The organism is Pseudomonas sp. S32, assembly GCF_016648095.1.
In the GTDB taxonomy this organism is placed as follows: Bacteria; Pseudomonadota; Gammaproteobacteria; order Pseudomonadales; family Pseudomonadaceae; genus Aquipseudomonas; species Aquipseudomonas parafulva.
In genome coordinates, this window is sequence record NZ_JACVVF010000039.1 from 1 (window position 1) to 25,875 (window position 25,875).

Annotated in this window: 22 protein-coding genes and 1 pseudogene; 9 read left to right on the top strand and 14 right to left on the bottom strand. The window is 58.3% G+C overall.

What is annotated here, in order from left to right; all coding sequences use genetic code 11:
• Positions 1 to 223 precede the first annotated feature (223 nt).
• Complete coding sequence (locus tag IAE38_RS18325) at positions 224 to 877, bottom strand: LexA family protein (RefSeq protein ID WP_201164700.1); 654 nt, start codon at positions 875 to 877, stop codon at positions 224 to 226.
• 129 nt (positions 878 to 1,006) lie between these two features.
• Here IAE38_RS18325 and IAE38_RS18330 point away from each other — a divergent pair, with 129 nt between their 5' ends.
• A complete protein-coding gene (locus IAE38_RS18330) occupies positions 1,007 to 1,318 on the top strand; it encodes a DUF6124 family protein (RefSeq protein WP_028632302.1) in 312 nt (103 codons plus the stop codon).
• Positions 1,319 to 1,741: 423 nt separating this feature from the next.
• Positions 1,742 to 2,254 carry a DUF4880 domain-containing protein gene (locus IAE38_RS18335; protein ID WP_201164701.1) on the top strand — a complete coding sequence of 171 codons (513 nt, stop codon included), beginning with the start codon at positions 1,742 to 1,744 and terminating at the stop codon, positions 2,252 to 2,254.
• A gap of 81 nt (positions 2,255 to 2,335) precedes the next feature.
• On the opposite strand, the gene IAE38_RS18340 is transcribed toward IAE38_RS18335, so the two are convergent.
• From IAE38_RS18340 to IAE38_RS18355, 4 genes and pseudogenes are all read right to left on the bottom strand, one after another.
• On the bottom strand, positions 2,336 to 3,586 hold the full coding sequence (locus IAE38_RS18340) for an OprD family porin (RefSeq protein ID WP_201218560.1): 1,251 nt from the start codon (positions 3,584 to 3,586) through the stop codon (positions 2,336 to 2,338).
• A gap of 65 nt (positions 3,587 to 3,651) precedes the next feature.
• Positions 3,652 to 4,956, bottom strand: a pseudogene (locus IAE38_RS18345) (CitMHS family transporter).
• Between the two features lie 112 nt (positions 4,957 to 5,068).
• Positions 5,069 to 6,382, bottom strand: a complete 1,314-nt coding sequence (locus IAE38_RS18350) for a dicarboxylate/amino acid:cation symporter (RefSeq protein ID WP_201218562.1) — start codon at positions 6,380 to 6,382, stop codon at positions 5,069 to 5,071.
• A gap of 68 nt (positions 6,383 to 6,450) precedes the next feature.
• Positions 6,451 to 7,530: a 4-oxalomesaconate tautomerase gene (locus IAE38_RS18355; RefSeq protein WP_201218564.1), complete on the bottom strand. Its 1,080-nt coding sequence runs from the start codon at positions 7,528 to 7,530 to the stop codon at positions 6,451 to 6,453.
• A gap of 145 nt (positions 7,531 to 7,675) precedes the next feature.
• On the opposite strand from IAE38_RS18355, the gene IAE38_RS18360 reads away from it, so the two are divergent.
• The 3 genes from IAE38_RS18360 to glsB all read left to right on the top strand — a co-directional run bounded on the left by IAE38_RS18360 (position 7,676) and on the right by glsB (position 10,542).
• Positions 7,676 to 8,569 carry a LysR family transcriptional regulator gene (locus IAE38_RS18360; protein WP_201218566.1) on the top strand — a complete coding sequence of 298 codons (894 nt, stop codon included), beginning with the start codon at positions 7,676 to 7,678 and terminating at the stop codon, positions 8,567 to 8,569.
• A gap of 161 nt (positions 8,570 to 8,730) precedes the next feature.
• Positions 8,731 to 9,525, top strand: a complete 795-nt coding sequence (locus tag IAE38_RS18365) for a substrate-binding domain-containing protein (protein WP_201218567.1) — start codon at positions 8,731 to 8,733, stop codon at positions 9,523 to 9,525.
• 96 nt (positions 9,526 to 9,621) lie between these two features.
• A complete protein-coding gene (gene glsB, locus IAE38_RS18370) occupies positions 9,622 to 10,542 on the top strand; it encodes a glutaminase B (protein ID WP_028632300.1) in 921 nt (306 codons plus the stop codon).
• Here the strand turns inward: glsB and IAE38_RS18375 are convergent.
• The 4 genes from IAE38_RS18375 to IAE38_RS18390 all read right to left on the bottom strand — a co-directional run bounded on the left by IAE38_RS18375 (position 10,511) and on the right by IAE38_RS18390 (position 15,612).
• Positions 10,511 to 11,731, bottom strand: a complete 1,221-nt coding sequence (locus IAE38_RS18375) for a multidrug effflux MFS transporter (RefSeq protein ID WP_201218602.1) — start codon at positions 11,729 to 11,731, stop codon at positions 10,511 to 10,513. The two genes, glsB and IAE38_RS18375, sit on opposite strands and share 32 nt — an antisense overlap.
• 53 nt (positions 11,732 to 11,784) lie before the next feature.
• Positions 11,785 to 12,711 carry a diiron oxygenase gene (locus IAE38_RS18380; RefSeq protein WP_201218569.1) on the bottom strand — a complete coding sequence of 309 codons (927 nt, stop codon included), beginning with the start codon at positions 12,709 to 12,711 and terminating at the stop codon, positions 11,785 to 11,787.
• Positions 12,708 to 13,769, bottom strand: a complete 1,062-nt coding sequence (locus IAE38_RS18385) for a SagB family peptide dehydrogenase (RefSeq protein ID WP_201218571.1) — start codon at positions 13,767 to 13,769, stop codon at positions 12,708 to 12,710. The genes IAE38_RS18380 and IAE38_RS18385 overlap by 4 nt, the downstream gene beginning before the upstream one ends.
• A gap of 460 nt (positions 13,770 to 14,229) precedes the next feature.
• A complete protein-coding gene (locus tag IAE38_RS18390; RefSeq protein WP_201218573.1) occupies positions 14,230 to 15,612 on the bottom strand; it encodes an aminotransferase-like domain-containing protein in 1,383 nt (460 codons plus the stop codon).
• A gap of 121 nt (positions 15,613 to 15,733) precedes the next feature.
• Between IAE38_RS18390 and IAE38_RS18395 the strand changes: the two genes are divergently transcribed.
• Positions 15,734 to 16,603, top strand: a complete 870-nt coding sequence (locus IAE38_RS18395) for a DMT family transporter (RefSeq protein WP_201218575.1) — start codon at positions 15,734 to 15,736, stop codon at positions 16,601 to 16,603.
• 312 nt (positions 16,604 to 16,915) lie between these two features.
• On the opposite strand, the gene IAE38_RS18400 is transcribed toward IAE38_RS18395, so the two are convergent.
• From IAE38_RS18400 to IAE38_RS24375, 5 genes are all read right to left on the bottom strand, one after another.
• Positions 16,916 to 18,574, bottom strand: a complete 1,659-nt coding sequence (locus IAE38_RS18400) for a TonB-dependent siderophore receptor (protein WP_201218604.1) — start codon at positions 18,572 to 18,574, stop codon at positions 16,916 to 16,918.
• On the bottom strand, positions 18,575 to 19,393 hold the full coding sequence (locus IAE38_RS18405; protein WP_201218577.1) for a TonB-dependent receptor: 819 nt from the start codon (positions 19,391 to 19,393) through the stop codon (positions 18,575 to 18,577).
• A gap of 117 nt (positions 19,394 to 19,510) precedes the next feature.
• Positions 19,511 to 20,476 carry a FecR domain-containing protein gene (locus IAE38_RS18410; protein ID WP_201218579.1) on the bottom strand — a complete coding sequence of 322 codons (966 nt, stop codon included), beginning with the start codon at positions 20,474 to 20,476 and terminating at the stop codon, positions 19,511 to 19,513.
• Positions 20,473 to 20,976, bottom strand: coding sequence for a sigma-70 family RNA polymerase sigma factor (locus IAE38_RS18415; protein WP_201218580.1), 504 nt, complete (start codon positions 20,974 to 20,976; stop codon positions 20,473 to 20,475). Before IAE38_RS18415 ends, IAE38_RS18410 begins: the two co-directional genes overlap by 4 nt.
• A 343-nt stretch (positions 20,977 to 21,319) precedes the next feature.
• The gene (locus IAE38_RS24375; protein WP_442968309.1) at positions 21,320 to 21,706 is read right to left on the bottom strand and encodes a GNAT family N-acetyltransferase; all 387 of its coding nucleotides are present in this window, start codon (positions 21,704 to 21,706) and stop codon (positions 21,320 to 21,322) included.
• Positions 21,707 to 21,910: 204 nt separating this feature from the next.
• On the opposite strand from IAE38_RS24375, the gene IAE38_RS18425 reads away from it, so the two are divergent.
• The 3 genes from IAE38_RS18425 to IAE38_RS18435 all read left to right on the top strand — a co-directional run bounded on the left by IAE38_RS18425 (position 21,911) and on the right by IAE38_RS18435 (position 25,828).
• Positions 21,911 to 22,429 carry a sigma-70 family RNA polymerase sigma factor gene (locus IAE38_RS18425; RefSeq protein WP_201218582.1) on the top strand — a complete coding sequence of 173 codons (519 nt, stop codon included), beginning with the start codon at positions 21,911 to 21,913 and terminating at the stop codon, positions 22,427 to 22,429.
• Positions 22,426 to 23,367, top strand: a complete 942-nt coding sequence (locus IAE38_RS18430) for a FecR domain-containing protein (RefSeq protein ID WP_236404177.1) — start codon at positions 22,426 to 22,428, stop codon at positions 23,365 to 23,367. Before IAE38_RS18425 ends, IAE38_RS18430 begins: the two co-directional genes overlap by 4 nt.
• A gap of 100 nt (positions 23,368 to 23,467) precedes the next feature.
• Positions 23,468 to 25,828 carry a TonB-dependent siderophore receptor gene (locus IAE38_RS18435; RefSeq protein ID WP_201218584.1) on the top strand — a complete coding sequence of 787 codons (2,361 nt, stop codon included), beginning with the start codon at positions 23,468 to 23,470 and terminating at the stop codon, positions 25,826 to 25,828.
• Positions 25,829 to 25,875: the final 47 nt, after the last annotated feature.

Below are 25,875 nucleotides of genomic sequence, written 5' to 3' on the forward strand. Positions count from 1 at the left end.
AGCGCCGCCCGCGCGGCGCATCGCGAGCTGCGCTCGCTCCTACGGTTGTTTTGGGCCAGTTACGCCTGTGACGGGCGCGCGCGACCGCCTTGTGGGTACGGCGCAAGATCGTGTTGCGCCCCCAGGAGTTCGCCGGCAAATAGCGCTGCAGAAAATGGCCCGAGGCACCCGTAGGAGCGAGCGCAGCTCGCGATGCGCCGGCACGGCGCCAACAGCACACCCGTCAAAACGACCCGTGCACACGCACCACCACACCCAGGAACTCGCAGCCGTCCTCACACAAAACCGTGGGATACCGCGCATTCAAAGGCCTGAGCATCTTGTCACCGCCCTCTTCCACCAATTGGCGCAAGACCGCGGGACGCCCAGGTTGCCGCGCGATAACCAGGTTGCCTGGTTTCGCATCAAGCCCTGTGTCAACCAGTACCCGCATACCTTCAGGCACGCTCTGGCCGCTAGTTGCATTCATCGAGTCATTCTCAACAGCCAACCAGAACGCGTTGCCCGCAGGCATGTAATCAGTCTGTTCGTGGACTTCGCTGGCGTCCGGAAGCGGCCCTTGCAGGTCAGCCCATGCCAGCACTGGAAACCTGAAGCTGGCGTAAAGCAGTGCCTGGGGGGAAATCGGCCGTGCCGGCCCATAGTGTGGTGATGTCTCGCGCACGATATCGCGCTCAACCACCATCACTTGCGCTTCGAGATAGATGAGTCCCAGCTTTTCGAGCTTTTCATTGATGGTTTCCAGAGTCGGCCGTCGCGTGCCACGCAGCCAATGACCCACACCGCCTTGAGTCATACCAAGGCGCTCGGCCAACTTCAGCTGGCTGAGGTTATGTTCGCGCTTGTAGCGCTTGAGAAATGCATTCCAGTTTTCCATGGCCGAAACAATACGGACTGTATTACTGCCAGCAATACACAATCTGAATTATTTTTAAGCCGCCAAATAGTACAGATTGACCTATCCTAAGGTTTCTGTGTGTTTGACGAGAACTCATAAGGTATCGCGATGAAACCATCGAAAAACGACGAAACAGATCTCGACAGCGAAGCAGCCCGCCGCGCCCTCGATTACTACCTGAACCCCAACCCTCCACGCCCCACGTTGGAGAACAAAATCTGGACGCTGCATGAAGGCGTCACCAGCGAGCAGGCCCAGGAGCACGCCATCGCCCTGCTGCGATGCGCCGCCGCAACAGCCCAGGAAACGGCCACGCACCAGCATGGCAGCCAGCGGGAGCTCACGTTTGCGTTGATGCACATGATGGACATGGCGCGCGCACTACTGGAGCACAGGCGCGGGCTGGAAACAGACGGGTAGCAAGAAGGGAAACGTGGTGGCCGCGTTACGGCAATGGCCCCGATTGCCGGGACAAGGAAGCGCTCCGGTGATTTTTTTTACCGGATGAACAAAAAATCATTTGACTGGCAAATGATAACGATTATTATTGCACTCAGCTGATCGCGAGATCAGCTGGATAATCTGGAGCTTAGGTCGCTCTCAGATTATCTCCTCATCAGGCTAATCACGGTTTTTGACCCGGCTTTTTGCCGGGTCTTTTTTTTGGCTCTTCAGGCTAATGAAGATCGTGATGGCGCGGATGATAGCAAAGGTGTTTCAGAGCGTGAACGCTCATTACAAAACTTTGCTGAATCAGCACTTGAGAATCAATCTCGTTTCACCTACGCTCACTCCCATCACGGAAGACATCACGCCCCTCCCCTTATCAGCAAGGAGCTGTCCATGACCCGCCTGCTGCTGCGCCTCGAGGACCCAACCCCTGCCACCGCAGATGCGGACACTGCGCTATTACACGCATTGAAGCGGCTGCCCCGGCGGGTACAACAGGTGTTTTTGCTCAGCCGCCTGGACCAGCTCGACTTCACCCGTATCGCCACCCGCCTCGACCTGCCCGTGCGCAGCATCGAGCGCCACATGGCCCAAGCCCTGCACGCCGGCCTGCCGCGCCGTGACGTGCTGGCGAGCGTTGCCGGCCAATGGTACGTACGCCTGCAAAGCCCAGACGTATCCGCCTGCGAACGCATCGACTTCCGCCGCTGGCTCGATGCACACCCCGCCCACCTGCAAGCCTTCCACGACACCGAGCTGCGCTGGCGCAGCCTGCTGGCCCCGGCACGGCAACTGGGGCATGACGGTTGGTACCGCCAAGGCAGGGCGGCATTGTCGTTGGGTGGGTGTTCGGTTGCCGTGGGGCTGGGTGTGGCGGTGCTGGTGCTCTTTGGGCTATGGGCCTGAAACCCATGCCCTAGAAGCCTGTTCGCCCTCCAAAGCAGCCGCAATACTCGCCGCAACAGAAGGGAAGCCAAGATCAGCGACTCACCAAATAGCGATATCGTAAGTCAAGTACAGCCGGTTACTGTCACGTCCTCGGGCATAATCAGCGCGGTAGACATAGTTGCGGTACTTTACCCCCAATCCTTTGGCAGGGCCGGCCTGCACCACATAGGCGATTTCCATGTCGCGCTCCCACTCGCTAAGCCCAGCATGGCCTGAGCGGCCGTTGTCACCACTTAGGTATCGAGTCATGAATGTAAGGCCTGGGACACCCGCGGCAGCAAAGTTATACGCATAACTTGCCATCCAGGTTTTCTCTTCCTCTTCGATGAACTTGCCGATACCCACGTTGCTGAATGAGTACACTGTGGCGCCGCTGATATAAGGCAACCCGGCCTCACCATCGAGCACTTGGTAGCCAGCACCGAATGTGTGCCCGGAGTGCGCGTAGGAAACCTGGCCGCTGAACATGTCATTGTCGATAGGCCCACCGTACGCTGCGCCCATGCTCTTGCTTTTGAAGTATCGCAGGTCGGTAGTTAGAACGCCGCCAGCCAACGGCAGGTCGTGGACAAGGCCAGCGTAGTCTTGGCGGTAGAAATACTCGAGCTGCCCATGGAAATAGCTCAGCCGAAGCTGTTCAGTGAGGGTGTAGTCGGCACCTGCAAAGCTAAAGTCTCCAGACTTGTCCCCGCTGTAACCGTCAAGGTACAAGCCCATCGTATTTGACGAGTCGCGTTGTTTGAAGCGATCAAGATGGCCTGCTGTAAAGGTCAGGCCGGCGATATCCGTGCTGGTCAGCTGTGTACCGTCGAACGTTTGTGGCAACAAGCGCGCATCATTGTTCACCAGCACCGGGGTTTTGGGTAGCAATGTCCCGTGCTTGACCACCGTCTTGCCTAGGCGGGCCTTCGCCGTGACCCCGGCACTGGCAAACTCGCTGGCGGCACGACCGTCATCATGCACTGGCAAAAGTCCGGTGCCGTTGCGGCCTCGCCCCGAATCCAGGCGAGCGCCAAACAAACCCAATGCATCAACCCCAAGCCCTAGGGTACCCGGGGTGAAGCCGGACTGAAAATCGAGCAAGAAGCCCTGCGCCCATTCCGTGCGCTCGCTTTTGGCATTGGCTGCAGCGCGGGCACTCATCCCCTGCTCGTCGCGGAAATTTTCATTGAAATAGACATTACGCAGTTGCAGCTTGAGTTTGCTGTCGTCCATAAACCCAGCTGCGTTAGCAACCGGCAGGCAACCGCACAGCAGGCCACAGGTGGCCCCGCGAATTATCAAGGACATGATCGGTACTCTATTGTTGTTTTAAGATCGTTGTCGCCAGGCGCCCGGCAAGCGCCCGGTTCTATTCAGACAAAAAATGAAAGCGCGCCAGTGAGCAACGCCAGCGCGGTTATAACGAGCGACGTGAGTACCGCCCACTTCACCGTGGCTTTCTGGAAGTCGCCGATGTCCTTGTCGACCATGCCCACGAGCAACAGCGTGGAGGCCACGAGAGGGCTCATAAGGTGTACGGGCTGGCCCAGCACGGAGGCACGTGCAATCTCGACCGGGTCGATGCCGTAGGCCGCGGCGGCGTTAGCCAGGATGGGCACCACGCCGAAATACTAGGCATCGTTGGACAGTACGAATGTGAGGGGCATGCTGGTGATTGCGACGACCAGCGGGAACCAGTGACTCCACGCGTCCGGAATCCAGTCCACCAGCGTCTGGGCAAGAGCATCCACCATTTTGGTGCCCGAAAAGATTCCGGCAAATATCCCTGCAGCGAACACCAGCAGTACCACGGTCATCGCATTGCCGGAGTGCGCTAGAATCCGTTCTTTCTGCACGTCCAGCTGGGGATAGTTCAACATGAGGGCCGCGACGAAGCCGATCATGAACAAAATGGCGGCGTGCATGATTCCCATGACCAGGGCTGTCATCACGATAATCACCAACACCAGGTTCACGTAAGCGAGACGGGGGCGCTTGTTGGGGCTGTCACCCAAAATTTCCTTGATGTAGCAATTGCCGCCACCGGACTCGAGCGCAATATTACCGATTCGACGGCGTTCAGCCCGGCCCAGCAAATAAGCGGTGAATACGACCCACAGGGCGCCCCCTATGACGGTGGGAAGCATGGGAATGAAGTATTCCGTGGCATCCAGGCCAAGTGCAGCAATGGCTCGGGTCGCAGGGCCACCCCAAGGGCTCATGCCACTCATGATACTGAGGGAGAGCATAGACACGGTGGCCAGCACCATGGGGTTCATGCCGATGCGCCTGTACAGGGGCAACATGGCAGCACAGGTGATCATATAGGTCGTAGTGCCGTCGCCGTCCAGCGCAACGACCAACGAAAGCAACGCCGTACCAATCGCAATCTTGACAGGGTCCCCGTTAACACGCTTGAGGATCTTGCGGATCAGGGGATCGAATAGACCCGCGTCGATCATCAAGCCGAAAAACAGAATGGCGAACAGCAACAGTGCGGCAGACGGCGCGACCATCTTCAGGCCGTCGAGCATCATTTTCCCGAGATCGGGGGCAAAGCCGCCAATCACAGCGAAGACGATGGGCACTACAGTGAGTGCAACGATAGGGGAAAGGCGCTTGCTCATGATCAGGTAGGTGAACGTCACCACCATGACCAGTCCCAGGAGTGCTAGCATGATTTCTCTCTCTTGTTTTTATACGCCGTATGGCTGTCTAACGTGCAGACGAGCCCTGCCCTCACCCGGCAACGCCGGGTGAGGTTCAAGTTCATTATTCAGGGGTAATGGATTAGCTTAAGCGGTTGGGCTCGGCCGACCAGTCTGTAACAGCCGGGGCAGGCACCTGTTCGGTTGCCGGCTGTCCATTCAGGCGCTCCAGCAAGGTTTGGCGGTCACAGGCGTTTTCGGAAATCGATATGACCACCGTCGCCACAGCGTTGCTGGCCAGACTGGTCAGTGCCCTGGCTTCGGACATGAATCGGTCAATACCGATCAGCAACGCGAGGCCTGCCAGAGGAATATCGTGCATCACTGTCAATGTCGATGCCAGCGCCACAAAGCCACTGCCCGTAACGCCTGCAGCACCTTTGGAAGACAGCAGCATGACCGCGAGCATCGTCACCACCTGGCCGAGGCTCAGGTCGATGTTGCACGCTTGTGCAATGAACACGGCCGCCAGTGAAAGATAAATCGCAGTACCGTCTAGGTTGAAAGAATAGCCGGTCGGCAAAACCAGCCCAACCACACCTTTTTTACAACCCAGTTTTTCGAGTTTTTCCAACATCCGCGGCAAGACGGGCTCGGTTGACGATGTACCGAGCACGACCAGGAACTCTTCACGGAAATATCGCAGCAGCTTCCACAGGCTGAACCCATGGGCACGGCACAGGGCGCCAAGCACCACGATCACGAAGAACGCACACGCGATATAGAGTGTTCCAATCAGCTTGGCCAGCGAACCGAGCGAGGTAATACCGTATTGCCCCACCGTGAATGCCAGTGCACCAAATGCTCCGATGGGCGCAAAGCGCATCAGGTAGCCGAAGATGCGGAAAACCATGGTGGACGTGGCCTCAAGCACATGCAGTACCGGCTTGCCCTTCTCGCCCGTTGAAGACAAGGCGAACCCGCTCAATACCGCGATGAAGAGGACCGGCAGCACCTCACCTTTGGTGAAGGCGCCCAGGAACGTGTCCGGGATGATATGCATGAAGAAATCCACGACACTCAGCTTTGCCGCCGATGCCGTGAATTGGTCCAGCCCTTTTGTGCTCAAACTGGCAGGGTCAATGTTCATGCCCACGCCGGGCTTGAACAGGTAAACCGCCACCAGCCCTAGGATGAGACTGGCGATCGTCAAACCCAGGAACAAGAGCAACGTTTTGCTCATCAAGCGCCCCAAAGACCGCTTGTCCGTCATGCCGGCAATACCGGTCACGATGGTACAAAACACCACGGGAGCGATCATCATCTTCACCAGTTTGATGAAAGCATCGCCCAGCGGCTTGAGCGCGACGGCTTGTTGCGCCCAGATGTGCCCAACCAATACGCCCAGCAGGACGGCGCAGAGGATCTGGAAGTAAAGCGATTTGGCAAGTTTCATGAGGCATCACCCATTATTCATATTGTGCGGATGCGCTTGGAACAACGTTCGGCGGCAGACAGCGTGGCTCAGCCTGCCAGCCTGCGGAACGTAGGTGCGTATACAAACCCGGAGAACAGGCGGCGGGCAGTCCGGACTACAGAGGCCTGAAGGGTCTTGCCATCTGCACCCGAACGTGAAAGCGCGACGTCAATGCCACCACTTGGGTGCTCAAGCCGCACTTCACTGAGGCCGAGCGCCTCTTTGCCCAGTAAGTCCTCGATCACACTACCGGGGCTGACGCAGGCCGTCGCCAAACCGACTGCCCCTGTAATAGCCAGGGCACGGTGACAGTTATGCGGCATGAAGTAACGAACCTGAAGTGTGCCGTCGTAACGGGGCTTGGAAACCAAGACCGGTTTGGGAATGACCATATTGCTGACGTCACCCAGGCCCATCGCCTTGCCCGCTTTCAGGCGCAAAGCTTCCAGGCGTTTGAGCAACGGCGCGTTGGCGTCCAGCTCTGCGGCAGTCTCAGAGCCGGTGATGCCCAATTCACTTGCTTCGATTACCATCATCGGCATGGCCATATCGATACAGGTTACAGGTACCCCATCAATCACATCTTTTGCCTGACCGGTGGGAAAGAGTTTCCCTGTCTTGCTGCCGACGGCATCGAGGAACGTAAGGTGCACAGGGGCGGCAGTGCCCGGTACGCCATCAATTGCGGTACGGCCCTCATAACGGACAGCGCCGCCCGGCGTCTCCACCAGGGAATTGACGAAGGTGCCGGTGTTCAAGTTGCGGATACGGACCAGTGTTTTGCCTTCCTGGCTTTTCACCAGCCCTTGCTCAATGGCGAACGGCCCCACCGCACAGAGCATGTTGCCGCAGTTAGGCGCTGTGTCCACGCGGCGCTGGGCGACCATGACCTGGACAAACAAGTAATCCACGTCGGCATCAGCATGGCTGGAGGGGCTGATGATGGCAACTTTGCTGGTCTGGGGGCTGCCGCCGCCAATTCCGTCGATTTCCAGTTCATGGCCTGAACCCATCAGGCTGATCAGTAACTCGTCGCGTTCGACCACATTGGCAGGCAAGTCGGATGCGTGAAAGAACGGCCCTTTGGAGGTACCGCCGCGCATGAGTACGCAAGGAATACGTTGCATGTTATCGCACTCTTGTTGATCAATGGACATCATTGATGCCGTGAGCAAAAGAGTGACAGGGATGGATAAATCATTCCAATGCAAATATCGTCGCTTTTATTGCGTTTAACAAAACAATTATCGTCCCCACCGAGCAGGCTGACTGATGGAATATGAGCTTCAAGACATTCGATCTTTCGTGAAAATCGCCGAACTTGGTAGCTTTCATGAGGCTGCTGAGGTACTCCACCTGTCACAACCCGCGTTGAGCCGTCGCATAAAAAAGTTGGAGGAAGGGCTCGGCACGTCACTGCTCGAACGCACGACGCGCCGGGTGAGCTTGACCAGCGTTGGACGGGACTTTCTGCCCAAGGCCCGTCGCCTGCTCGACGATTTCGAAGACTCGATTTTAAGCATTCGAGAACTGGCCGAGCGCCAGACCGGGCAGGTCACCTTGGCGTGCATTCCAACGGCGGCGTTCTATTTCTTGCCGACCGTGATCCGCGACTACAACGACCGCTACCCCAAAATCCGCATACGTTTGCTGGATTTAAGCGCGAATGATGGTTTGGAAGCGGTGCTAAGAGGCGAAGCGGATTTCGGGATCAACATGATGAGCGGGCAGCACCCGGATATAGAGTTCGTGTCATTGGTGCAGGAGCACTTCGTGCTGGCATGCAGACGTGATCACAAGCTGGCCAATCGAGAGGCAGTGACCTGGGCCGAGCTTGCTGACTATCGGCTCATTGGGGTCGGGCGGCTAAGTGGCAATCGTATGTTGCTCGACCATGCACTGTCGGGCCTGAGTTTACGCCCGAAGTGGTTTTACGAGGTACAGCACTTATCGACGTCCCTGGGCATGGTAGAAGCCGGGTTAGGTGTCTCGGCCATGCCCAGCCTGGCCATGCCAACCGCCGATCACCCTACCTTGGTGAGCGTGCCGTTGGTGGAGCCCCAGGTCACCCGCACGCTAGGCCTGGTGTATCGGCGCGGCGCATCGTTATCTCCTGCGGCAGAAAAATTCGTTTCCATTCTGTTGGAAAAATGGCCGAACCGTTGACCTTGGAGGTGGATGAACGCCGGCACGGTTGTGGGTAGTAAACGTGGGCCCAGCGCATAGGCCATCTGAAACGCGTTTATGAAACATCTTTAATAGCCCGTTAACCCATCTACTCCACCTGACTGTCTAAGATCCGACTTTTAACCAGTTGGAACATTCCCATGTTCAAAAGTTTGATGTGCACAGCGTTAGTGGCGGCAGCATTCACCTGCTCGGCCGCCGAGTCCCCGCAGCCCCCCACCACCACGCTGACTATCCTCAGCTCCGGTGGCATCATGGGTGCTATACGTGAAGTGGCACCTGTGTACGAGCACGAATATGGAGTCAAACTGAATATACTGGCGGCACCTTCCATGGGTGAAACCAAGCAGGCGATCCCTAACAGGCTGGCGCGCGGCGAACAAGCGGACGTGGTATTGATGGTAGGCTCTGCACTGGACAAGCTGGTGGCCGATGGCAAGGCAGACAAGGCTAGCCGCGTTGATCTAGGCAAATCCTTCATTGCCATGGCCGTACGCAAAGGCGAGCCTAAACCTGATATTTCCACCATGCAGGGCTTACGCAAGGCTTTGCTTGCCAGCCGCTCGGTGGCCTACTCTGACAGCGCAAGCGGGGTGTACCTTTCCAAGACCTTGTTCCCAAGCATGGCTTTAGGCAATGATTTCGCTAGCAAGGCTCACATGATTCCGGCAGAACCTGTTGGCAGCGTGGTTGCACGTGGTCAGGCACAGGTTGGGTTCCAGCAACTGAGCGAGTTGAAGCCAGTGCCTGGTATCGACATCGTGGGTTTGATCCCGGAAGAGGCCCAGAAAATGACCCTGTATTCTGGATCGATTGTTTCGAACAGCCAGCATCACGATGCCTCTCAGAAACTGCTCGACTACATGGCCTCTGCCAAAGCGGACAATGCCATAAAAGACAGCGGGCTGACGCCTTTGCCCCATACTGGCAGCTGACAGGTAGCCGGTAGGGCACGCGTCGGTCCGAAGCGTGCCCTACCGGCTATCAGCATCGTCTATGGCTACTCCCCCCTCGTAGCCAAGGCCGTTGCGATGCAAGACATGCTGCAAGAGATCCTCGACCAGGTCCGCCCCCTGCTAAGCCAAGGTCAGGTCGCGCAATACATCCCCGCCCTCGCCCAGGTCGATCCCAACCAGTTGGGCATCGCCGTGCACAGCCTGGATGGCCAGCTGCACTGCGCTGGCGACGCACATACGCCATTCTCCATCCAGAGCATTTCCAAGGTGTTCAGCCTAGTCCAGGCGATCAACCACAGCGGCGAAGACATCTGGTCCCGCCTGGGCTACGAGCCCTCCGGCCAGGCGTTCAACTCGCTGGTACAGCTGGAGGTGGAGAAAGGCCGCCCGCGCAACCCTTTCATCAATGCCGGCGCCCTGGTGATCTGCGACATCAACCAGTCACGCTTCGCCACACCCGCCCTGTCGATGCGCGACTTCGTCCGCCGCCTGGCAGGCAACCCGCGTATCGTCAGCGACGCCGTGGTCGCTGAATCCGAATACCAACACCGCGCCCGCAACGCGGCCATGGCCTGGCTGATGACAGCCTTCGGCAACTTCCACAACGACGTGGACGCCGTACTGGGCAGCTACTTCCACCACTGCGCGCTGTCCATGAACTGCGCAGACGTCGCCCGCGGCTTCGCCTTCCTGGCCAACAGCGGCTACTGCCCACACAGCGGCGAACACATCCTCACCCCCCGCCAGGCCCAGCAGGTAAACGCGATCATGGCCACCAGCGGCCTGTACGACGAGGCCGGCAACTTTGCCTACCGCGTCGGCCTGCCCGGCAAGAGCGGCGTGGGCGGCGGTATTGTCGCGGTGGTGCCGGGGCGGTACAGCATCTGCGTGTGGTCGCCGGCGTTGAATGCCTCGGGGAACTCGTTGGCGGGGATTCGGGCGTTGGAATTGTTGAGTGAGCGGATTACGGCTTCGGTGTTTTCGGCGGTGTTGTGAGGGAGTTGTGGTTACCACGTGATTGGCGGCGGCCAGAAGCGCATCGCTGGGTGCGGTGGTCAACCGCTGTAGGCTGGCAGTGCTTGAGCACCTGAAGCAACAGCCATCCAAGCATACAGAAAGCAAGAAACATGAAACCAAGGTTCATCGGCGTCACCGTCTTCATGGCTGCCATTAGTGTGCTTGCGAGTCCACCGACCGCAAACATGAGAGTAGTGTTCAGTGCCGACGCCGCCCCGGCGTGACGGGGGTGCCGTGACAACGCCTGAGTGGTAGCGGCAGGCCGTACCAGTGTGGTACCCGCTGTACAAACGATCATCGGAACCATCAGCCCCACTAAGGTCACTCCTTCTGTCATCTGCCAAAGCAGGAGCAAACAACTGGCAAACCCCACCAGCAGCAACCCTAATCCAACCTGGAACAATGGGTTGACCATACGATTAAACCAGCCAGCGATCACGCCCCCCAATACGTACGACAGCCCATAGCACATGAACACTAAAGAAAATTCATGTGCGGAGAGCTCCAGCGTCCCCATGAGTAAAATGGGGGCTGCGATAACGAATGAAAAATGGCAAGCAAAGGCGACGGCTGATAACAGGGACAAAGACATGTAGGCCCTGTCTAACAACATCTTCCTGTACACATGAAGGATGGGGTCGCGACTACCCGCCACCGTATGTTCGGGCGGGATGAATATAATCAGTACAAATGCAACTAGATTAAGCATTATAAAAACAAAAAAACTGGACTGCCACCCAAACGACGTCTCCAACATAACGCCAGCCACTGGGGATAAGCAGATGAACACCCCACTTGCAGTCGTCAGCATGATACGTACCGCGTTTAATTGCCGCCCGTCATACAGGTCTTGCACAAGTGCCTGGCTCAGAACAAAACTACCACACCCCAGCCCCTGAACGAACCGAAAGAACATGAAAGCCGTATAGCGGTTCGCAAGCATGCAACCGACAGCGCCTAGTGTGGCTAATGTCAGTCCAGCCATGAGTAGCCGCTTACGACCGATCCTGTCGGAGAGTGGCCCTATCAATAGTTGTGACAGCGCGACCACGAGAGCAAAACCACTCGCTGAGTACGCTATGTGACTCACATCAACGTCAAACCTGTCCGCGAGCGATGGAAAAGAGGGCAGAATTACATCTATTGGGAACACACCCATCAAGGTCATCAACAATAACAGAGCGAGCAAATGGATACGCACCACAGGTTGATACACGCCCTTCACGAAAGTAAGCCTGCAGAATTGAACAATTGGTGATAATGTGTATTACGCAACATATCCGTCCGGCTAATTGCTTGAATTGTTGAAGCAGACAGAGACCTCATTCTTTGCACCCAGCCCCGCTTGAGGTCGGGAAGCACGTGAGACGCCACAGTGGGGTGCGAGGCGAAAAGCGAATTCCCGAAACGCGCATCGGGCCGACTGAATACCGCCAGCACCTTAATTAAAGTTTCAACCACGTGATCACGCTCACCCGCCCCGAGCTGGCGCCAAAGAATGGGAAAACACTCAATAAAATATATTGAGTGACGCCCTTCGTCATGCAGGTGATCCATAAACATATTTGCCACAGGCCTGACGAGGTCATCACGTGTCAGCTCAAGCAACTCGCGAACAATGACAGTTTCTGAAACGAACGCTATACAGAATCGGGTTAGATCTTTGTAGACCTCTGCACTGCTTGAGATAAGGCTATGCATATTTAAGATTCGAGAAGAACTCACCCTATCAAGGGCATAGTGAGTCGCCAATTGATCTGCCAAATGAAGTGAAAAGAGCGCATGATAGCCTTCATCCACATACAGTTGGATTCCCATTCTACGGTCCTCCGCACTAAAATACTCACTAAGCCCACCGACTGACATACACTGAACAGCCTCATTCACCTGACCCATCTCAAGTTGAGCCGTGTAATCCATGAAATACAATAGATAGTGAATATGGAGAATTTTCCTATTCTCAACCGGCAAGGCACATACAGCAGGATGGCTCAATGCAGGACCAAGCAGCGACGGGAACCACATTTCGGGGTCATTGATGGAAAAATCGTTTGGCGTTAGCTCATAGCAGTAGGCTTTCGAGCGCACTGTACTTGATGAGTCCCATGCTTTGAAAACTCTTGACCTGCGATTTAATACACCCATCATTTTTGATCCGCCTCCCGAGACGTCAATAACTCACGCATGCAGTCGGGTATGGCAGCACCCTCGCTGTATCCGCAGGCCACGAAAAATAGGACGTGCTCACAGGGGTTATCTAGCGCGATTCTTTGTTCAACGAGCGAGTCATTCAGAGCACCGGTTAACCAAGTCTGCATACCCGTTGCAGTGGCTGAAAGTTGGAAAGTCTGCGCAACATGCCCAACCTCAATGAGGGCCATCCTGTAGGCTCTCGAGTGCTTGTACTTCCACCACAGCTTGTCGAAACGCGACGTCAGAAATAATCCGACAGGTACATTATTAACGAAGTGCTGACCGGCGACTAAATCGCCGAGTTTTGAAACCAGCTCACCACGCCAGTGTAGGCTATGGTGCTGGGGATCATAGTAATAGAAGCCAGGGTCTAGACCCGTTACGTTTGAGACATATACATACCCTTCGGTCGCGTTGAGTCCACCTGCAGACGGGCTCAAACGACGCTGGGCAAACGGGTCACTCGTCATCGTACAGTCTGTCCGAGAACGTCCGACTGAGAAGCCTAATGTTTGCTGAAGGATACGACCAAGATCAACCAAAGAGACAGGCGCGTCTTTAAAATTTCTAACCGTTATACGCTGCCCCATTACACGGCTGACTTCGTCGCTATCATCCCATCGAGGCAACACAAACCCGTCACCCTCGGCCTGGTCTGATGAAAATCTCTCTTGTTGCAGAGCTTCATCACAGTGAGCAAGATAGTGGACTGCCCACTCTGTTTCATTCGATGGCTGGTCGTCCGTTATGAGATCTTTTGTTCCAATATGAAAGATCCGTGAAAGGATGTCCCATTCCCACAGATGGGTTTGCGCCCCCTCCTCTGCAATGATCCCGATACCTCTAAGTTCAGTCATAACATCAACGCTGTCATCATGATCAGCGCCACCATAAATGTGATTGATCACTTCAATCGCATGCGCGCTGGACAGTTGGTACTGCTTATGCTGCTTGAAATCCCAGCACACTAATGAATCTTGAAAATCTATAAAAAAGCAATTTTTATTTATCATTCAACCTCCCAATTGAAGCGCAGGGCGGCCCTGCGCTTCAACTTTCAACGCTCAGGGGTTACTTGCACGTCTGAACCACAAGCGCAAAGTTTGCCAGCTGGGTAGTTTCCATGTGGATGATTTTCATTTTTGTATCTCCATTAAGATGCCGCGTCATTGCGGCACTTCAGAGAGTAGTGCAGATGGAAAGATGTACAAGCTGGAGTGCCGTCGGAAACTTCCCAGGTAGTTGTAGGACTTTTTACCTACGGGAATTTTATTAGCTAAAATCGTCACTTATATCGCCAGCACTCCCCTTAGTTGAAACACTAAATGCTTCAGGTGGTCGCTGTTCAGCCGCAACTTCAAGCGCCTGTTCGGCCGGCCACCGTTGGCGGAAGTGGCACGGATGAAGCAGGCCTATGCGTTGCCGGCGCCGACCACACCCTCGCCGGTCGTGTCATCACACTAGCGCTCGCGACTATGCACCCAGCGCCCGTTTCAGCACTTCGTAGATCCTGGTGTCTTCCGCTTGCGCAACGTTGAACCGCAGGTAATCCCCCGCCGTCATGGACTGGCTGAACGCATTGCCGGGCGCCAGCAATACACCTTCCTTTAGGCAGGCCCGGGCCAAGGTTGCGGCATCCTTGCCTTCAGGCAGTTGGCACCAGACGTACATGCCTGCCCGGGGAATTATCCAGGGCTTGATACCGACGGCCTGAAGCCTCGCGACCGTGCTGTCCATGGCCTCGGCCAACCTGAGACGCACGCTCTCTAGGTGCTTTCGGTACCCGCTATCGGTTATCGCCTGATGGATGATGCCCGCGGCCAAGCGCCCAGCCCCGAAGGTGGTGGCAATCTTGAGGTCGACCAGGCTCTCGATCCAGTCGCCACGGGCGGCGATATAGCCACAGCGGATGGCAGCGGAGATGGTCTTGGAGAAGCTGCCTATCTGGATGACGCGATTGAGACCATCGAAGGCCGACAACCGTGGCGCGGGGGTATGCTCGAAATCCGCGAAGATGTCGTCCTCCACGATCACCAGGTTGGAGGTGTCGGCCAGTTTCAGCAACCGGTGCGCCGTGACCGGAGACAAAGTGGCCCCGGTCGGGTTGTGGATGCCGGAATTGGTCATGTACAACCTGGGTGCGTGCTTGAGCAGAGCCGCGCCGAACGCATCGATGTCTGGGCCGTGCTGCGTGTAGGGCACGCCTACGATGCTCACCCTGTGTGCTTTCAGTAGCGCGTGAAAGTTGAAATAGCAGGGGTCGTCAACCAGGACGGTGTCCCCCGGCTCCAGGAGAAAGCGGCAAATCAGGTCGATGGCCTGGGTGCCGGAGTCTGTGAGCATGATCTGCTCCAGAGGCACTTCAACGCCGCTCCCTGCCAGCCGTCTGGACAGGAATTGCCTGAGCGGCGGATGCCCCAGCGGCGACGCGTACTCGGTGAGTTGCAGTGTGTCGGAACGGGCTGCTATTCGAAGCGCCTTGCGCACGCCGGCTTCGTGCATCCAGGACGCAGGTAACCACCCGCACCCCGGTTTCAGCGCTTCGCTGGAGCTTTCAAGCGACTGGCGCGAAATCCACAGTGGGTCGACTTCACGATCGAGCCTAGGGCCGAGCTCGGTCAGTGCCAACGGCGCCACGGGCCCAGCTACGTAGTAGCCCGAGCCAGGGCGTGAGCTGAGTACACCCTCGGCCATCAACCTTTCGTAGGCCTCAAGGACGGTGCAAACCGATACCTGCATGGCTTGCGCCATCGCCCGCACCGAAGGAATACGCGCACCCGGTGTGTAGGTTCGAGAGACAATCCTGGACTGGACCTCGCCCATGACTGTCCGGATCAGCGTTGCACCGCGTTTCATCTCACCCTCAACTGTGCTGGATTGATGTGCATAACAGTTCGACCAAACTGTACTGGATTGTACATGGCCCGGTTGCGCCCGTCAGTGATGTACTGAACCCGCACTTACAGAGGGCTGGGCAATGCAAAGATCAACAAGCGGATGGATCAACGGCTTCATAGGCGTCGCAATCTTCGCGGGCTCCTTGCCGGCGACCCGTGTGGCAGTGACGGCCTTCGAACCAACGTTCCTGACCTGTGCCAGGGCAACGATTGCCGCCCTGTTGGGTGCGCTTCTATTGCTGGTCCTGCGCCAGCCTCGACCTGAACGGCGTGACGTGTGGCCATTGGCTGTAACCGCGCTGGGCGTGGTCATCGGGTTTCCGATGCTGACGGCCCTGGCTCTGCAGCACGTCACCTCTGCGCACTCCATAGTCTTCGTGGGGCTGCTGCCACTGTGTACCGCAGGGTTTGCCGTGCTGCGGGGCGGCGAGCGGCCCCGGCCACTGTTCTGGCTGTTCTCGATGATGGGCGCCGGGATCGTGGCGGGTTACGCGTTGATGAATGGCGGTGAGGCTTCCGCGATGGGCGACCTGCTGATGATGGCAGCGGTAGTCGTCTGTGGCTTGGGTTACGCGGAAGGGGCGCGTCTGTCGCGAACATTGGGGGGCTGGCAGGTGATCAGCTGGGCGTTGCTGGTGGCGTTGCCGCTGATGCTGCTGCTAACCATCGTGAATCTTCCCGCGCCAGATGCCTTCGCCAAGGTAAGCGCCCCTGCGTGGTTCAGCCTCGGCTACGTTTCACTGTTCAGCATGCTGATCGGGTTTGTGTTCTGGTACCGAGGGCTTGTCCAGGGTGGCATTGCAGCGGTGGGCCAGCTGCAACTGTTTCAGCCGTTCATGGGGCTTGGGCTGGCAGCGTTGCTGCTGCATGAGCAGGTCAGCTGGGTGATGCTGGTGGTAACGCTGGGGGCTGTCATCTGTGTTGCAGGGGCAAAGAAATACGCGCTGTAGAGTAGGAACCGGGACAGGGAATCAAGCGTGGCGTATGCGCGGATGTAGACCGGTGCTCCATGTTCCTGTGCCTAGTGTGCGGGATACTGTGGACGTCGCGATGGGTTGGTAGCGGTCAGTAGCGACTGGCAGCTTTCGACCCGAAGCTGCCGGTCGCGAGAGCCACGATGATCTCCATTCGCTTGATAAACTGTCTATCCCGTCTCGGGAGCCGCTCCAGGGCCGACAGCCTCCCGCACAAGGGGTGCTTGCGACCTGAACGGCCCCGAATAGGTGTTTCGTATACGACGGTAGTGCCCCGTTCCGTTATTCTCAGAACGTTGCACGTAGGGTCAGCATGTAATTGCGTGGCGCCCCGTACCAGTTGCCGCCGTCGCTGGCGTCGACTGTCTGGTAGTAGGTCTTGTCGAAAAGATTGTTTGCGTTGACCTGTGCGGTCCAGTGCTCGTCGATCTTGTATTCGACCATGCTATTCCACACGGCATAGCCGGCTTGGTCGAAGGAGTAGGCTTCGCCTTCGCTCAGACTGCCATCACCCAAGCGCCGTTGGACGGTGCCGCTTTTGTAGGTGTCGCTTTGGATGGTTGCGCCCAGGCCAACTTTCCAGCGTTCAAACTCACCCGGCAGTTGATAGGTGGTAAAGAACTTGAACAGATGCTTGGGCGTCTGCGAACTCATCGGTTTGCCGGTGTTGCTTGGGTTACCGGCGGTGCGCTGCTTGTTGATGTTCAGGGTATAGCCAACGATAGCCTGCCAGCCGGGTGCCAACTCACCGGAGATCTCGGTGTCGATACCTTTGCTCACCACTTCGCCGGTGGCCGCGTAGTAACCACCGCCAACGCTCACCGCTTCGTTCTCGCGCTTGGTGTAGTAGAGCGCAGAGGAGATGTTCAGGCGGCCTCCGAACAGTTCGCCTTTGGTGCCGAACTCGTAGGTCTCACCCTCGATCGGGTCCAGCGGATGGGCGTCGATCGACTTGTAAGCGGTCTGCGGGTTGAAAATCTCGGCGTAGCTGGTATAGAGCGACCACTGGTCCGTTACATCCAGCACCAATGCGCCAAACGGCGTGACCTCGCCGCGGTTGCTTTCCTTGACCGGCGTATCCATGTTGAAGCGCGGCACGACGGTTCGCACGTAGTCGCGGTAGTCCGAGTAACGGGCGCCAAGGGTCAGGTGCAGTGGTTCGGCCAGTTGGGCCTTGAACGTGGCGTAAGCACCGCTTTTGCGCTGGTTCCAGTCGGGGTTGTAGTAGTAGATGTCCGGCTTGGCAGGCTTGGCAATGGAGCCCGCGTCATCATTGATGACATCGAAGGGCACCGTGGCATCGCTGTGGTCGGAGTAGGTGCGCATTACTTCGGAATAGTCGGCGCCGACCAGCAGTTCGTGGGTCAGGCCGAAGGCTTCGAACTTGCCGGCGAGGTTCACATCAAACAAGTCCTGTTCGTTGGTGTAGCCGCGTATCAGGCGGCCGAACACCGAGCCGTCGGCCGAGCGCGCGTTCTCAGGGTCGGCGGCCCAGGCCACTTCACCAATATCCTGAGTGGAGTCGAACTTAGTCTTGGTGTAGCTGCTGTTGACTTTCCAGTTTTCATCCAGGGCGTGTTCGACTTTGGCGAAGTATTCGGTACGTTTGTAGTTGTTCGATGACCAATCCGCAGCGAGCGATTTGCTGCGCGACGTGCTGATCTCGCGCCCATCCTTGTAGCGCACCAGACCGCGATCCCAGTAGCCGTCCATGTCACGCCACTCATAGCTGCCACCCACGGCCAGTAGCGTGTCGGGTGTCAGGTCGGCTTCGAGGGTGCCGAAGATGGCGTGTTTTTCGCTATCGGCGCGATCATAGAAGTAGTCCTTGTCCTCGTAGGACATGGCCATGCGACCGCGTAGCGCGCCGTCGAAGCCCAACGGACCGGTGAGGTCTACTTCGGTACGGTAGTTGTTCCAACTGCCGGCGGATTGGCTGATCTTCAGTTAGTTGTATGCCAGCGCGCGCTTGCGCACCAGGTTGATGCTACCACCCGGGTCGCCAGTGCCGCCGTACAGGCCGTCGGAACCACGCAGGACTTCGACATGGTCGTAAGCCGTCATGTCCGGCAGGGAGTCGTAGGTCTCGTTGCGGAACATCGGCGCGCCGCCGTCGGTCTGGATGCTGCGAATGACGAAACCGCGCGAGTAGAACTCGTTTTTCGAATCATTGCCGCCCACTACGGTGATACCGGTGGTTTGGTCCAGCACTTGGGTCAGGCTGGTGAGATTCTGGTCTTGCATGCGCTGCTTGGTCATGACCGAGACCGACTGTGGTGTCTCACGCAGTGTCTTCTGGGTTTTGCCGCCGATGCTGGTGGTGCCAGTAGTGTAAGAGCCTGTGCCTTCGGTGGTGGTGCCGAGTCGAGCGCCCACCACATCTGTCGGGTCCAGTGCCACGGCGCCGTTGTCAGGTGTATCCGGGATCGGTACCAGGTGATAGCCGCCATTGTGCTGCGGTACGGCATGCAGGCCGCTGCCGGCCAGCAGCTGTCGAAGTGCCTGGTCGTTGCTGAAGCGGCCTTGCAGCCCCGGCGTGTACTTACCAGCCAGGTCACCTTGGGCGAACGTGATGTTCAGGCCAGTGGCACGGCTGAGTGCGGTCAGCGCGGTATCCAGCGAGCCGGCTGGCAAAGTCAGATCATGGCTCATATCGGTCTGGCCGGCTTCAGCCGCCTGAGTCAGGCAGGGAATGGTACCGAGACCGAGGCTGGCACAGAGTACGGCATGGCGGATGGCGATGCGAATGGGGGACAGTTGGGGCACGTGAAAGTCTCGTTGGCAATTGAGTTGTTCTGAGGGGTATGCCGGGCGAGAAAGGAAATCCCTTCACATCACGCAAATTATTTTCTGTAGATGTAAAAACCGTCCTTCCAGAGCGTGTCAAACGCTGAAACGCATCCAATAGCGAGTCAGGGTCTGCAAGCGAAGATCGTGCGTCTGAGCGATGAAGGCCAGCGTTGCGTCCGTATCATCGAGGTTGAAATTGCCGCTGATTTTGCGTTGCGCTATGCGCGGATCGCACCCCAGGTAGCCGTTACGGTAGCGGCCAAGCTCACCAACCAGAGTCCCCAGCGGCATCGAGCGAGCGATCAACAGCCCATCGCACCAGGCTGGTTCCTGTGCTCTGGCGGGTAGGCGCTGCACGCCGTTGTCCACCATTGCCCAGGTTTCGCCCGCTTGGGCAATAGCGCCCTTGCCGCTAAGGGGTAGCAGTTGCACAGCGCCCTCGTTCACCCCCAGGTTGCAACTGTGCGGGTACTGGCGCACACCGAACCGGGTGCCGAGCGCTTCGAAGCTACCGAAGGTGTTGATAACTCGCAGGGGCCGGTGACGGGGGTTGGCGGCATCAGCTCCACTGGTCAGGTAAAGCTCTCCACGCAACAGCTCGATCACACGTACATCTGCGTTGAAATGCAGGCGTACCGCCGTGTCGGTGTTGAGTTCCAGCACGCTGCCATCGCTCAGAGTCCAGCGCCGATGCTCGCCAACACGGGTACTGTAGTCGGCAACCAGTCGTTGCAAAGGCGCGGCGTCGCGGGCAGTCCACGCTGTCGTCGCGGATACGCCGCACAGCGCCAGCAAGTTGAGCATCTGCCTGCGTCGAAGCCGGGTCTCCGGTAGTTTTTCAAGCGCCCGGCGCCCAATTCCGGCGGGCATGCCATCGAAGCGGTTACTCAAACTCTGCAAACGGGTCCAGGCCAGTTGGTGAGATTCGTCACGGCTCAGCCATACCTCGAAAGCCTCGCACGTAGCCGGGTCGGGCCGATTGTAGACCATCCGGATAGACCACTGGATGGCCTGTTCGAGCGTCTCATCCGGCAGACTTTGCAACCCAGAAGTGTTCATTGTTGGGGCTCGAAGGCTAGCTGGTAGCAATGGCGCAGTGCCTTAGCCAGATCGCGCTCGATGGTCGACAGCGACACGCCCAGTTGTTCGGCGATACGCGGACATGGCAGCCCATCGAGTTGGGCCATCAGGAAGATGGTGCGCATCCGTTCAGGGAGCGTATCCAACATACGGTCAATGCTAATCAGCGCCTCGATGGCCAAAGCACTGACCTCCGGTGAAGGCATCTGTGCTTCAGGCAGCCCAGCCATGGTTTCCAGCCATGCTTGTTCAATGTCGCGATGCCGCCAAAGATCGATTACCAGGCCGCGAGCGACAGTGCGCAGGTACGCACGTGGCTCCAGCATGACGGGCGCTTGACGACGCTGCAAGATGCGCAAGAACGTGTCATGGGCAAGATCTGCGGCATCCGTCGCGTTGTTCAGGCGGATACGCAGCCAGCCTTGCAACCAGCTGTGGTGCTCAACGTAAAGCTGTTCGATAGGGGGCGTAGCGGGCATGCCGAAGCTTCCATTTCGAGATTAATGCTAATCAGTCTCATTAAATCACGGCGGCCTCCATGATTTCGAGTATTTGGCACCGAAAATGGTTGAAGCCAGCGGTAGTGAACTGATGTATGCAGCTCGATATGTTTTGACGCACGATCACCGGTCGCTTTCAACCCGGATGGACGCGCGAGACTGATCTGGCTCCGAAGCGGCCTTGGTTGGAGAGCAGCGAACGACCCGCACCCACCGCACGCCAGAAAGCTCTTAAATTCGACGCTCGAATGTCAGATAGCCATTCGCACCGATACCAGTGCATGAAAAACCTGCTTTCTGGTACAGCTCGCTTGCTGGGTTGTCAGGTCGTACACTCAGCCGTAATTGAGTAAATCCCTGACATGCGGCATCGATCATGTACGCATCTAGCATGCCTAGCTCCAACGCCACTGCGACGACAACTTGGCGTTACGTGAAGGGTGCAGAGTTCTGAGTAGACGCCCTCTGGAATCCACAATGAATAGCCTGCGAAAGCATTATCGATGACAGCGACTGTCAGATGGTCGAAGTTATCGACCCATCGCGTGAGATGTCTCTCCAGGTCACGGCGCCACGAAGCTTCATGCGCACGCTCCCAAGTACGGATATAGCTTTCCTCGCCTCGGTAAATGTCCGGTAGATCGGTCACGCATGCTTGTCTTAGACATAGCGTCATTCCAGCAGTCCCTAATTGATCTTTTTCAATCATGCTACGGCCGGTAACACCGACAGCTATGGGTCGAAAGCAGCCGGTCGCAAACAACCACTTCCGACCCTCAGAGCGTGAGTGTATCTGTCATAGCACAGCTTACGACCGGAATAGCAGTCAATGTCGGGTTAAACACATCTTGCATTCCCGCAGGAATCACCCCAGTATCAATAACAATTCCCATTAGCAAAGTATCGCTCGTACGTGACGTCTTCTTCGCCCCCGACTGCGATCTCGCGTAGCCAAATCCTCCATCGGCTCTTCGGTGATCACCATTCATGGCTGCTAGAACGGCTGCGCTTGCGCTTGCATTGCCGCGAAGATGCCGCGGACATTGCCGCTGAAACGTTCGCTCAAGTGGTGGCCATGCCTGATCCTGCGGCCATTCGTGAGCCGCGCGCGCTGCTGAGCACTATTGGCAAGCGCCTGGTGTTCGCGCGTTGGCGTCGCGCCGATATCGAACGTGCGTACCTGCAGGCGCTGGCGGAGCAGCCTGAACCCACTGCGCCCTCCCCTCAGGAACACTGGCTGGTCATGGAAACGCTGATGGAGATCGACCGCCTGCTGGATGGCCTGTCGTCCAAGGCGCGTGCCGCGTTTCTGTGCAGCCAGCTCGAGGGCCTGACCTATGCACAGATCGCCCAGGAACTAGGGGTCTCCACCACCCGCGTTCACCAGTATGTCGTCCAGGGGCTGACCGCCTGCTACCGGGTAGGCGCATGAACAGCCTACCGCCCGCCGCCACCCAGGCGATCGAATGGTACGCGCGCCGCGCCTCGGGCAGTTTCGACGCGCGCGCAGAACGCGCCCTGCAGGATTGGCTGGCGGCCGATGCCAGCCATCGACAAGCCTGGCACTCGCTACAGCAGAATCTGGACCGAACATTCGCGCCACTCGCTGATCGCCACGGCGCCACTCAGGCCCTGCGCGGCGCGGGTCACGGCCGCCGCCAGCTGCTGCGCGGTGCATTGGGCCTGGGCGCAGCCGCCATCGGCACCCACTTGCTGACCTTGCCCGGCGCGCCCATGCACGCACGCTGGGGCAGCGACCTGCGTACGGCCAGCGCGCAGCGTAGAAGCTACACACTCGAAGATGGCTCGACCCTGCTGCTGAATGCCGAAAGCTCAGCCGACATCGACTTCGGCCCGAGCCAGCGCCGTGTATCACTGCTCAAGGGTGCGTTGAGGGCAACGGTGCGCGCCGACGATGCCCGCCCCTTCGTGCTGGCCTGCCCTTGGGGCGAAAGCTGGCTGCACAGCGGCACCTGCCTGCTCTCGCTGCAAACCCGTGAGCCGCAGCTCTGGGCAATCGGCGGCTCGCTAGAGCTGCGTACGCCGCTACAGCGGATTGCGCTGAGTGCGGGGCACGGCGTCGCCTTCAACGGCCAGCGGTGGCAAGCGGTCCCACGCCAGCACATCAACGAACGCAGTTGGACCCTTGGCCTGCTGGAGGTGCATGACCAGTCGCTGGCGAGTGTGATCGATCATCTGCGCCCTTATCATCGCGGCGTCCTGCAACTCGCGCGCGACGCCGCCGAGCTCAGGATCTCCGGGGTGTTCACCCTGGATGACAGCCAGGCAGCGCTGGCGGCGCTGCACGACATGCTGCCGCTGCGCGTGACGCGCTACCTGGGTTGGTGGACCCGTATCGAGCACGCCTGAACTTTTTTTGTTCGTGCCCTTAAAATTTTCCGGGGTCAGGTCACATACCCAGCAGACCTGCGCGATTCGCGCCTTCATCCAGAACCTTGCCGAGCCCCATATGCATCCCATTCCCCTGCTGCCGCTGGCACTCAGCGCTTGCCTGGCCAGTGTCGCCGCACATGCTGCCGATGCCGTACACACCTTCGATATCGCCCCGGGCCCGTTGGCCGACACCCTGATCGACATTGGCCACGCCAGCGGTCGACAGGTGTTGTTCATCCCGGCAGAAGTCGAGGGCCGACAGGCGCCGGCGGTGCGTGGCGACCTGCTGCCGATCGAAGCCGTGCGGCGCAGCCTCCAAGGCAGCGGGCTGAGTGTGATGCAGACAGCCAGCGGCGCAATCGGTGTGCAGCAGGCCCAGGGCACAGGCCTGACCCTCGATGCCACCAGCGTCAACGCCAATGCAGGTCTGGTCGCAGTCGAGAGCGACGGTTACCTGGCCGGTGCCAGCAGCGCCGGCACCAAGACCCGTACGGCGCTGGTAAAAGTCCCGCAGTCGATTTCGGTGGTGACCCGCGCCGAACTGGACGACCGCAAGAGCGACAACCTTTCCGATGCGCTCAAGTACACCCCTGGTTTCGGCAGCCAGCCAAGCAGCTTCAGCCGCACCGCCGACGACTACACCTTGCGCGGTTTCAATGTGGGCGCAGGCACCGGCGGCATCTTGCGCGACGGCATGAAACTGCAATCGAACCCCTACGACGGCAGCGTCGAGGCCTATGGGCTGGAGCGTGTCGAGGTGCTCAAGGGCGCAGCATCGGTGCTCTACGGCCAGTTGTCGCCAGGCGGTTTGATCAACACGGTCAGCAAGCGCCCCACTGCCACGCCCTTGCACGAGATCGGCGTCGAAGTCGGCAACCATGACCGCCGTCAGTACACCTTCGACTTGGGCGGCCCGCTGGATGAGCAAGGACAGTTCAGCTATCGCCTGACCGGCTTGTGGCGTGACAGCGCCACTCAAATAGATCACGTCGACGACGACCGCCGCTACATCGCGCCCGCCTTCACCTGGCGCCCCGACGACGATACCGCGCTGACCCTGCTGGCCAGCCATCAGGAAACCTACACCGGTTTCTCGCCACCAATGAGCTACGGCCTGAGCAGCTACAGCCACACGCCGGGCTACAAGATCGAGCGCGACCAGTTTGTCGGTGAGCCCGGCTACGATCATTTCAACAATCGCATGGATACCCTGGGCTATCTCTTCGAGCACCGGCTGAACGAGCACTTGAGTGTCAATCACAGCCTGCGTTACTTCCAGGCCAACACCGACTGGAACTACCTGATCCCGCAGGCCGTGGTCGGCAGCCAGCTGCTGCGCCGCTACAGTGAGCGCGAGGAGCGCTCCACCGGCTGGACTACCGACAGCAACCTGGATTTCACCTTCAACCGGGGGCGCTGGCAGCACGAGTTGCTGCTGGGCGTAGACTACTACCACAAGACCTACGACTCGCACCGCCACATCAGCGCGACCCTGGCCCAACTGGCACCGCCGCTGAACCTGGCCAACCCCGTGCCCACCGGTGTTGGCGTGAACACCGCTGCAGAAAGCGGCTCGGACCTGCACAGCCGGCAAGTCGGCGTGTACCTGCAAGACCAGATCACCTTCGACGACAAATGGGTATTGCTACTGGCCGGGCGACAAGATTGGGCCAACAGTGTGACCACCACGTTCGCCACTGATGCCCGTGCCACGCGCAACGACAAAAAAGCCACTGGCCGTGTGGGGCTTGTGTACCTGGCAGACAATGGCCTGGCCCCGTACCTGAGCTACAGCCAGTCGTTCCAGCCGGCGAGTGTCAGCAACCCGGCATTCGGCAACGCCTTTGCTCCGCTGGAAGGTGAGCAGTACGAAGCCGGCCTGCGCTATCAGCCGGCCGGGCGCGACCTGATGCTAAGCGCCGCCGTGTACGTGCTGGATCAGAAGAATGCGCTGAGCCTGGACACGCTCACCAATACCTACGTGCAGTATGGTAAAACCCGCTCCAAGGGCCTGGAGCTCGAAGCCAAGGGCAACCTGACCGACAACCTGGAGCTGACGGCGGGCTATGCCTACACCGACAGCCACGTGCTGCAAGACCAGAGCGCAAACAACGTAGGCAAACGCATCGAAGGTGTGCCATACCACAGCGCAAGCCTGTGGGCCAGCTACCGTCTGGCCGCACTGGGGCTGGAGCGCCTGCGCATCGGCGGCGGTGCTCGCTACACCGGTACCACGCGCACCACCCCCAGCGCCTATGACGGCAAGATCCCAGCCTATACACTGATAGACGCACTGATCAGCTATGACGTTGATGATCATTGGCAGGTACAGGCCAAGGCGCAGAACCTGTTCAACAAGCAGTACCTGTTCTGCAATACCACCTGCCGTTATGGCGACGAGCGAAGCTTGATCGGGTCAGTGACCTATCGTTGGTAGCGTCCGGTCGCATAGCCGGCGGTAGATCTCGATTTGTCCTAGCAAGC

Coding starts and splice junctions, on each gene's coding strand:
- IAE38_RS18430 (WP_236404177.1), top strand. CDS start 22,426: ATGAACAGCCTACCGCCCGCCGCCACCCAGGCGATCGAATGGTACGCG.
- IAE38_RS18395 (WP_201218575.1), top strand. CDS start 15,734: ATGCAAAGATCAACAAGCGGATGGATCAACGGCTTCATAGGCGTCGCA.
- IAE38_RS18375 (WP_201218602.1), bottom strand. CDS start 11,731: ATGACCTTGATGGGTGTGTTCCCAATAGATGTAATTCTGCCCTCTTTT.
- IAE38_RS18415 (WP_201218580.1), bottom strand. CDS start 20,976: ATGCCCGCTACGCCCCCTATCGAACAGCTTTACGTTGAGCACCACAGC.
- IAE38_RS18325 (WP_201164700.1), bottom strand. CDS start 877: ATGGAAAACTGGAATGCATTTCTCAAGCGCTACAAGCGCGAACATAAC.
- IAE38_RS18435 (WP_201218584.1), top strand. CDS start 23,468: ATGCATCCCATTCCCCTGCTGCCGCTGGCACTCAGCGCTTGCCTGGCC.
- IAE38_RS18385 (WP_201218571.1), bottom strand. CDS start 13,769: ATGATAAATAAAAATTGCTTTTTTATAGATTTTCAAGATTCATTAGTG.
- IAE38_RS18380 (WP_201218569.1), bottom strand. CDS start 12,711: ATGATGGGTGTATTAAATCGCAGGTCAAGAGTTTTCAAAGCATGGGAC.
- IAE38_RS18360 (WP_201218566.1), top strand. CDS start 7,676: ATGGAATATGAGCTTCAAGACATTCGATCTTTCGTGAAAATCGCCGAA.
- IAE38_RS18340 (WP_201218560.1), bottom strand. CDS start 3,586: ATGTCCTTGATAATTCGCGGGGCCACCTGTGGCCTGCTGTGCGGTTGC.
- glsB (WP_028632300.1), top strand. CDS start 9,622: ATGCAAGACATGCTGCAAGAGATCCTCGACCAGGTCCGCCCCCTGCTA.
- IAE38_RS18330 (WP_028632302.1), top strand. CDS start 1,007: ATGAAACCATCGAAAAACGACGAAACAGATCTCGACAGCGAAGCAGCC.
- IAE38_RS18335 (WP_201164701.1), top strand. CDS start 1,742: ATGACCCGCCTGCTGCTGCGCCTCGAGGACCCAACCCCTGCCACCGCA.
- IAE38_RS24375 (WP_442968309.1), bottom strand. CDS start 21,706: ATGATTGAAAAAGATCAATTAGGGACTGCTGGAATGACGCTATGTCTA.
- IAE38_RS18355 (WP_201218564.1), bottom strand. CDS start 7,530: ATGCAACGTATTCCTTGCGTACTCATGCGCGGCGGTACCTCCAAAGGG.
- IAE38_RS18350 (WP_201218562.1), bottom strand. CDS start 6,382: ATGAAACTTGCCAAATCGCTTTACTTCCAGATCCTCTGCGCCGTCCTG.
- IAE38_RS18390 (WP_201218573.1), bottom strand. CDS start 15,612: ATGAAACGCGGTGCAACGCTGATCCGGACAGTCATGGGCGAGGTCCAG.
- IAE38_RS18365 (WP_201218567.1), top strand. CDS start 8,731: ATGTTCAAAAGTTTGATGTGCACAGCGTTAGTGGCGGCAGCATTCACC.
- IAE38_RS18410 (WP_201218579.1), bottom strand. CDS start 20,476: ATGAACACTTCTGGGTTGCAAAGTCTGCCGGATGAGACGCTCGAACAG.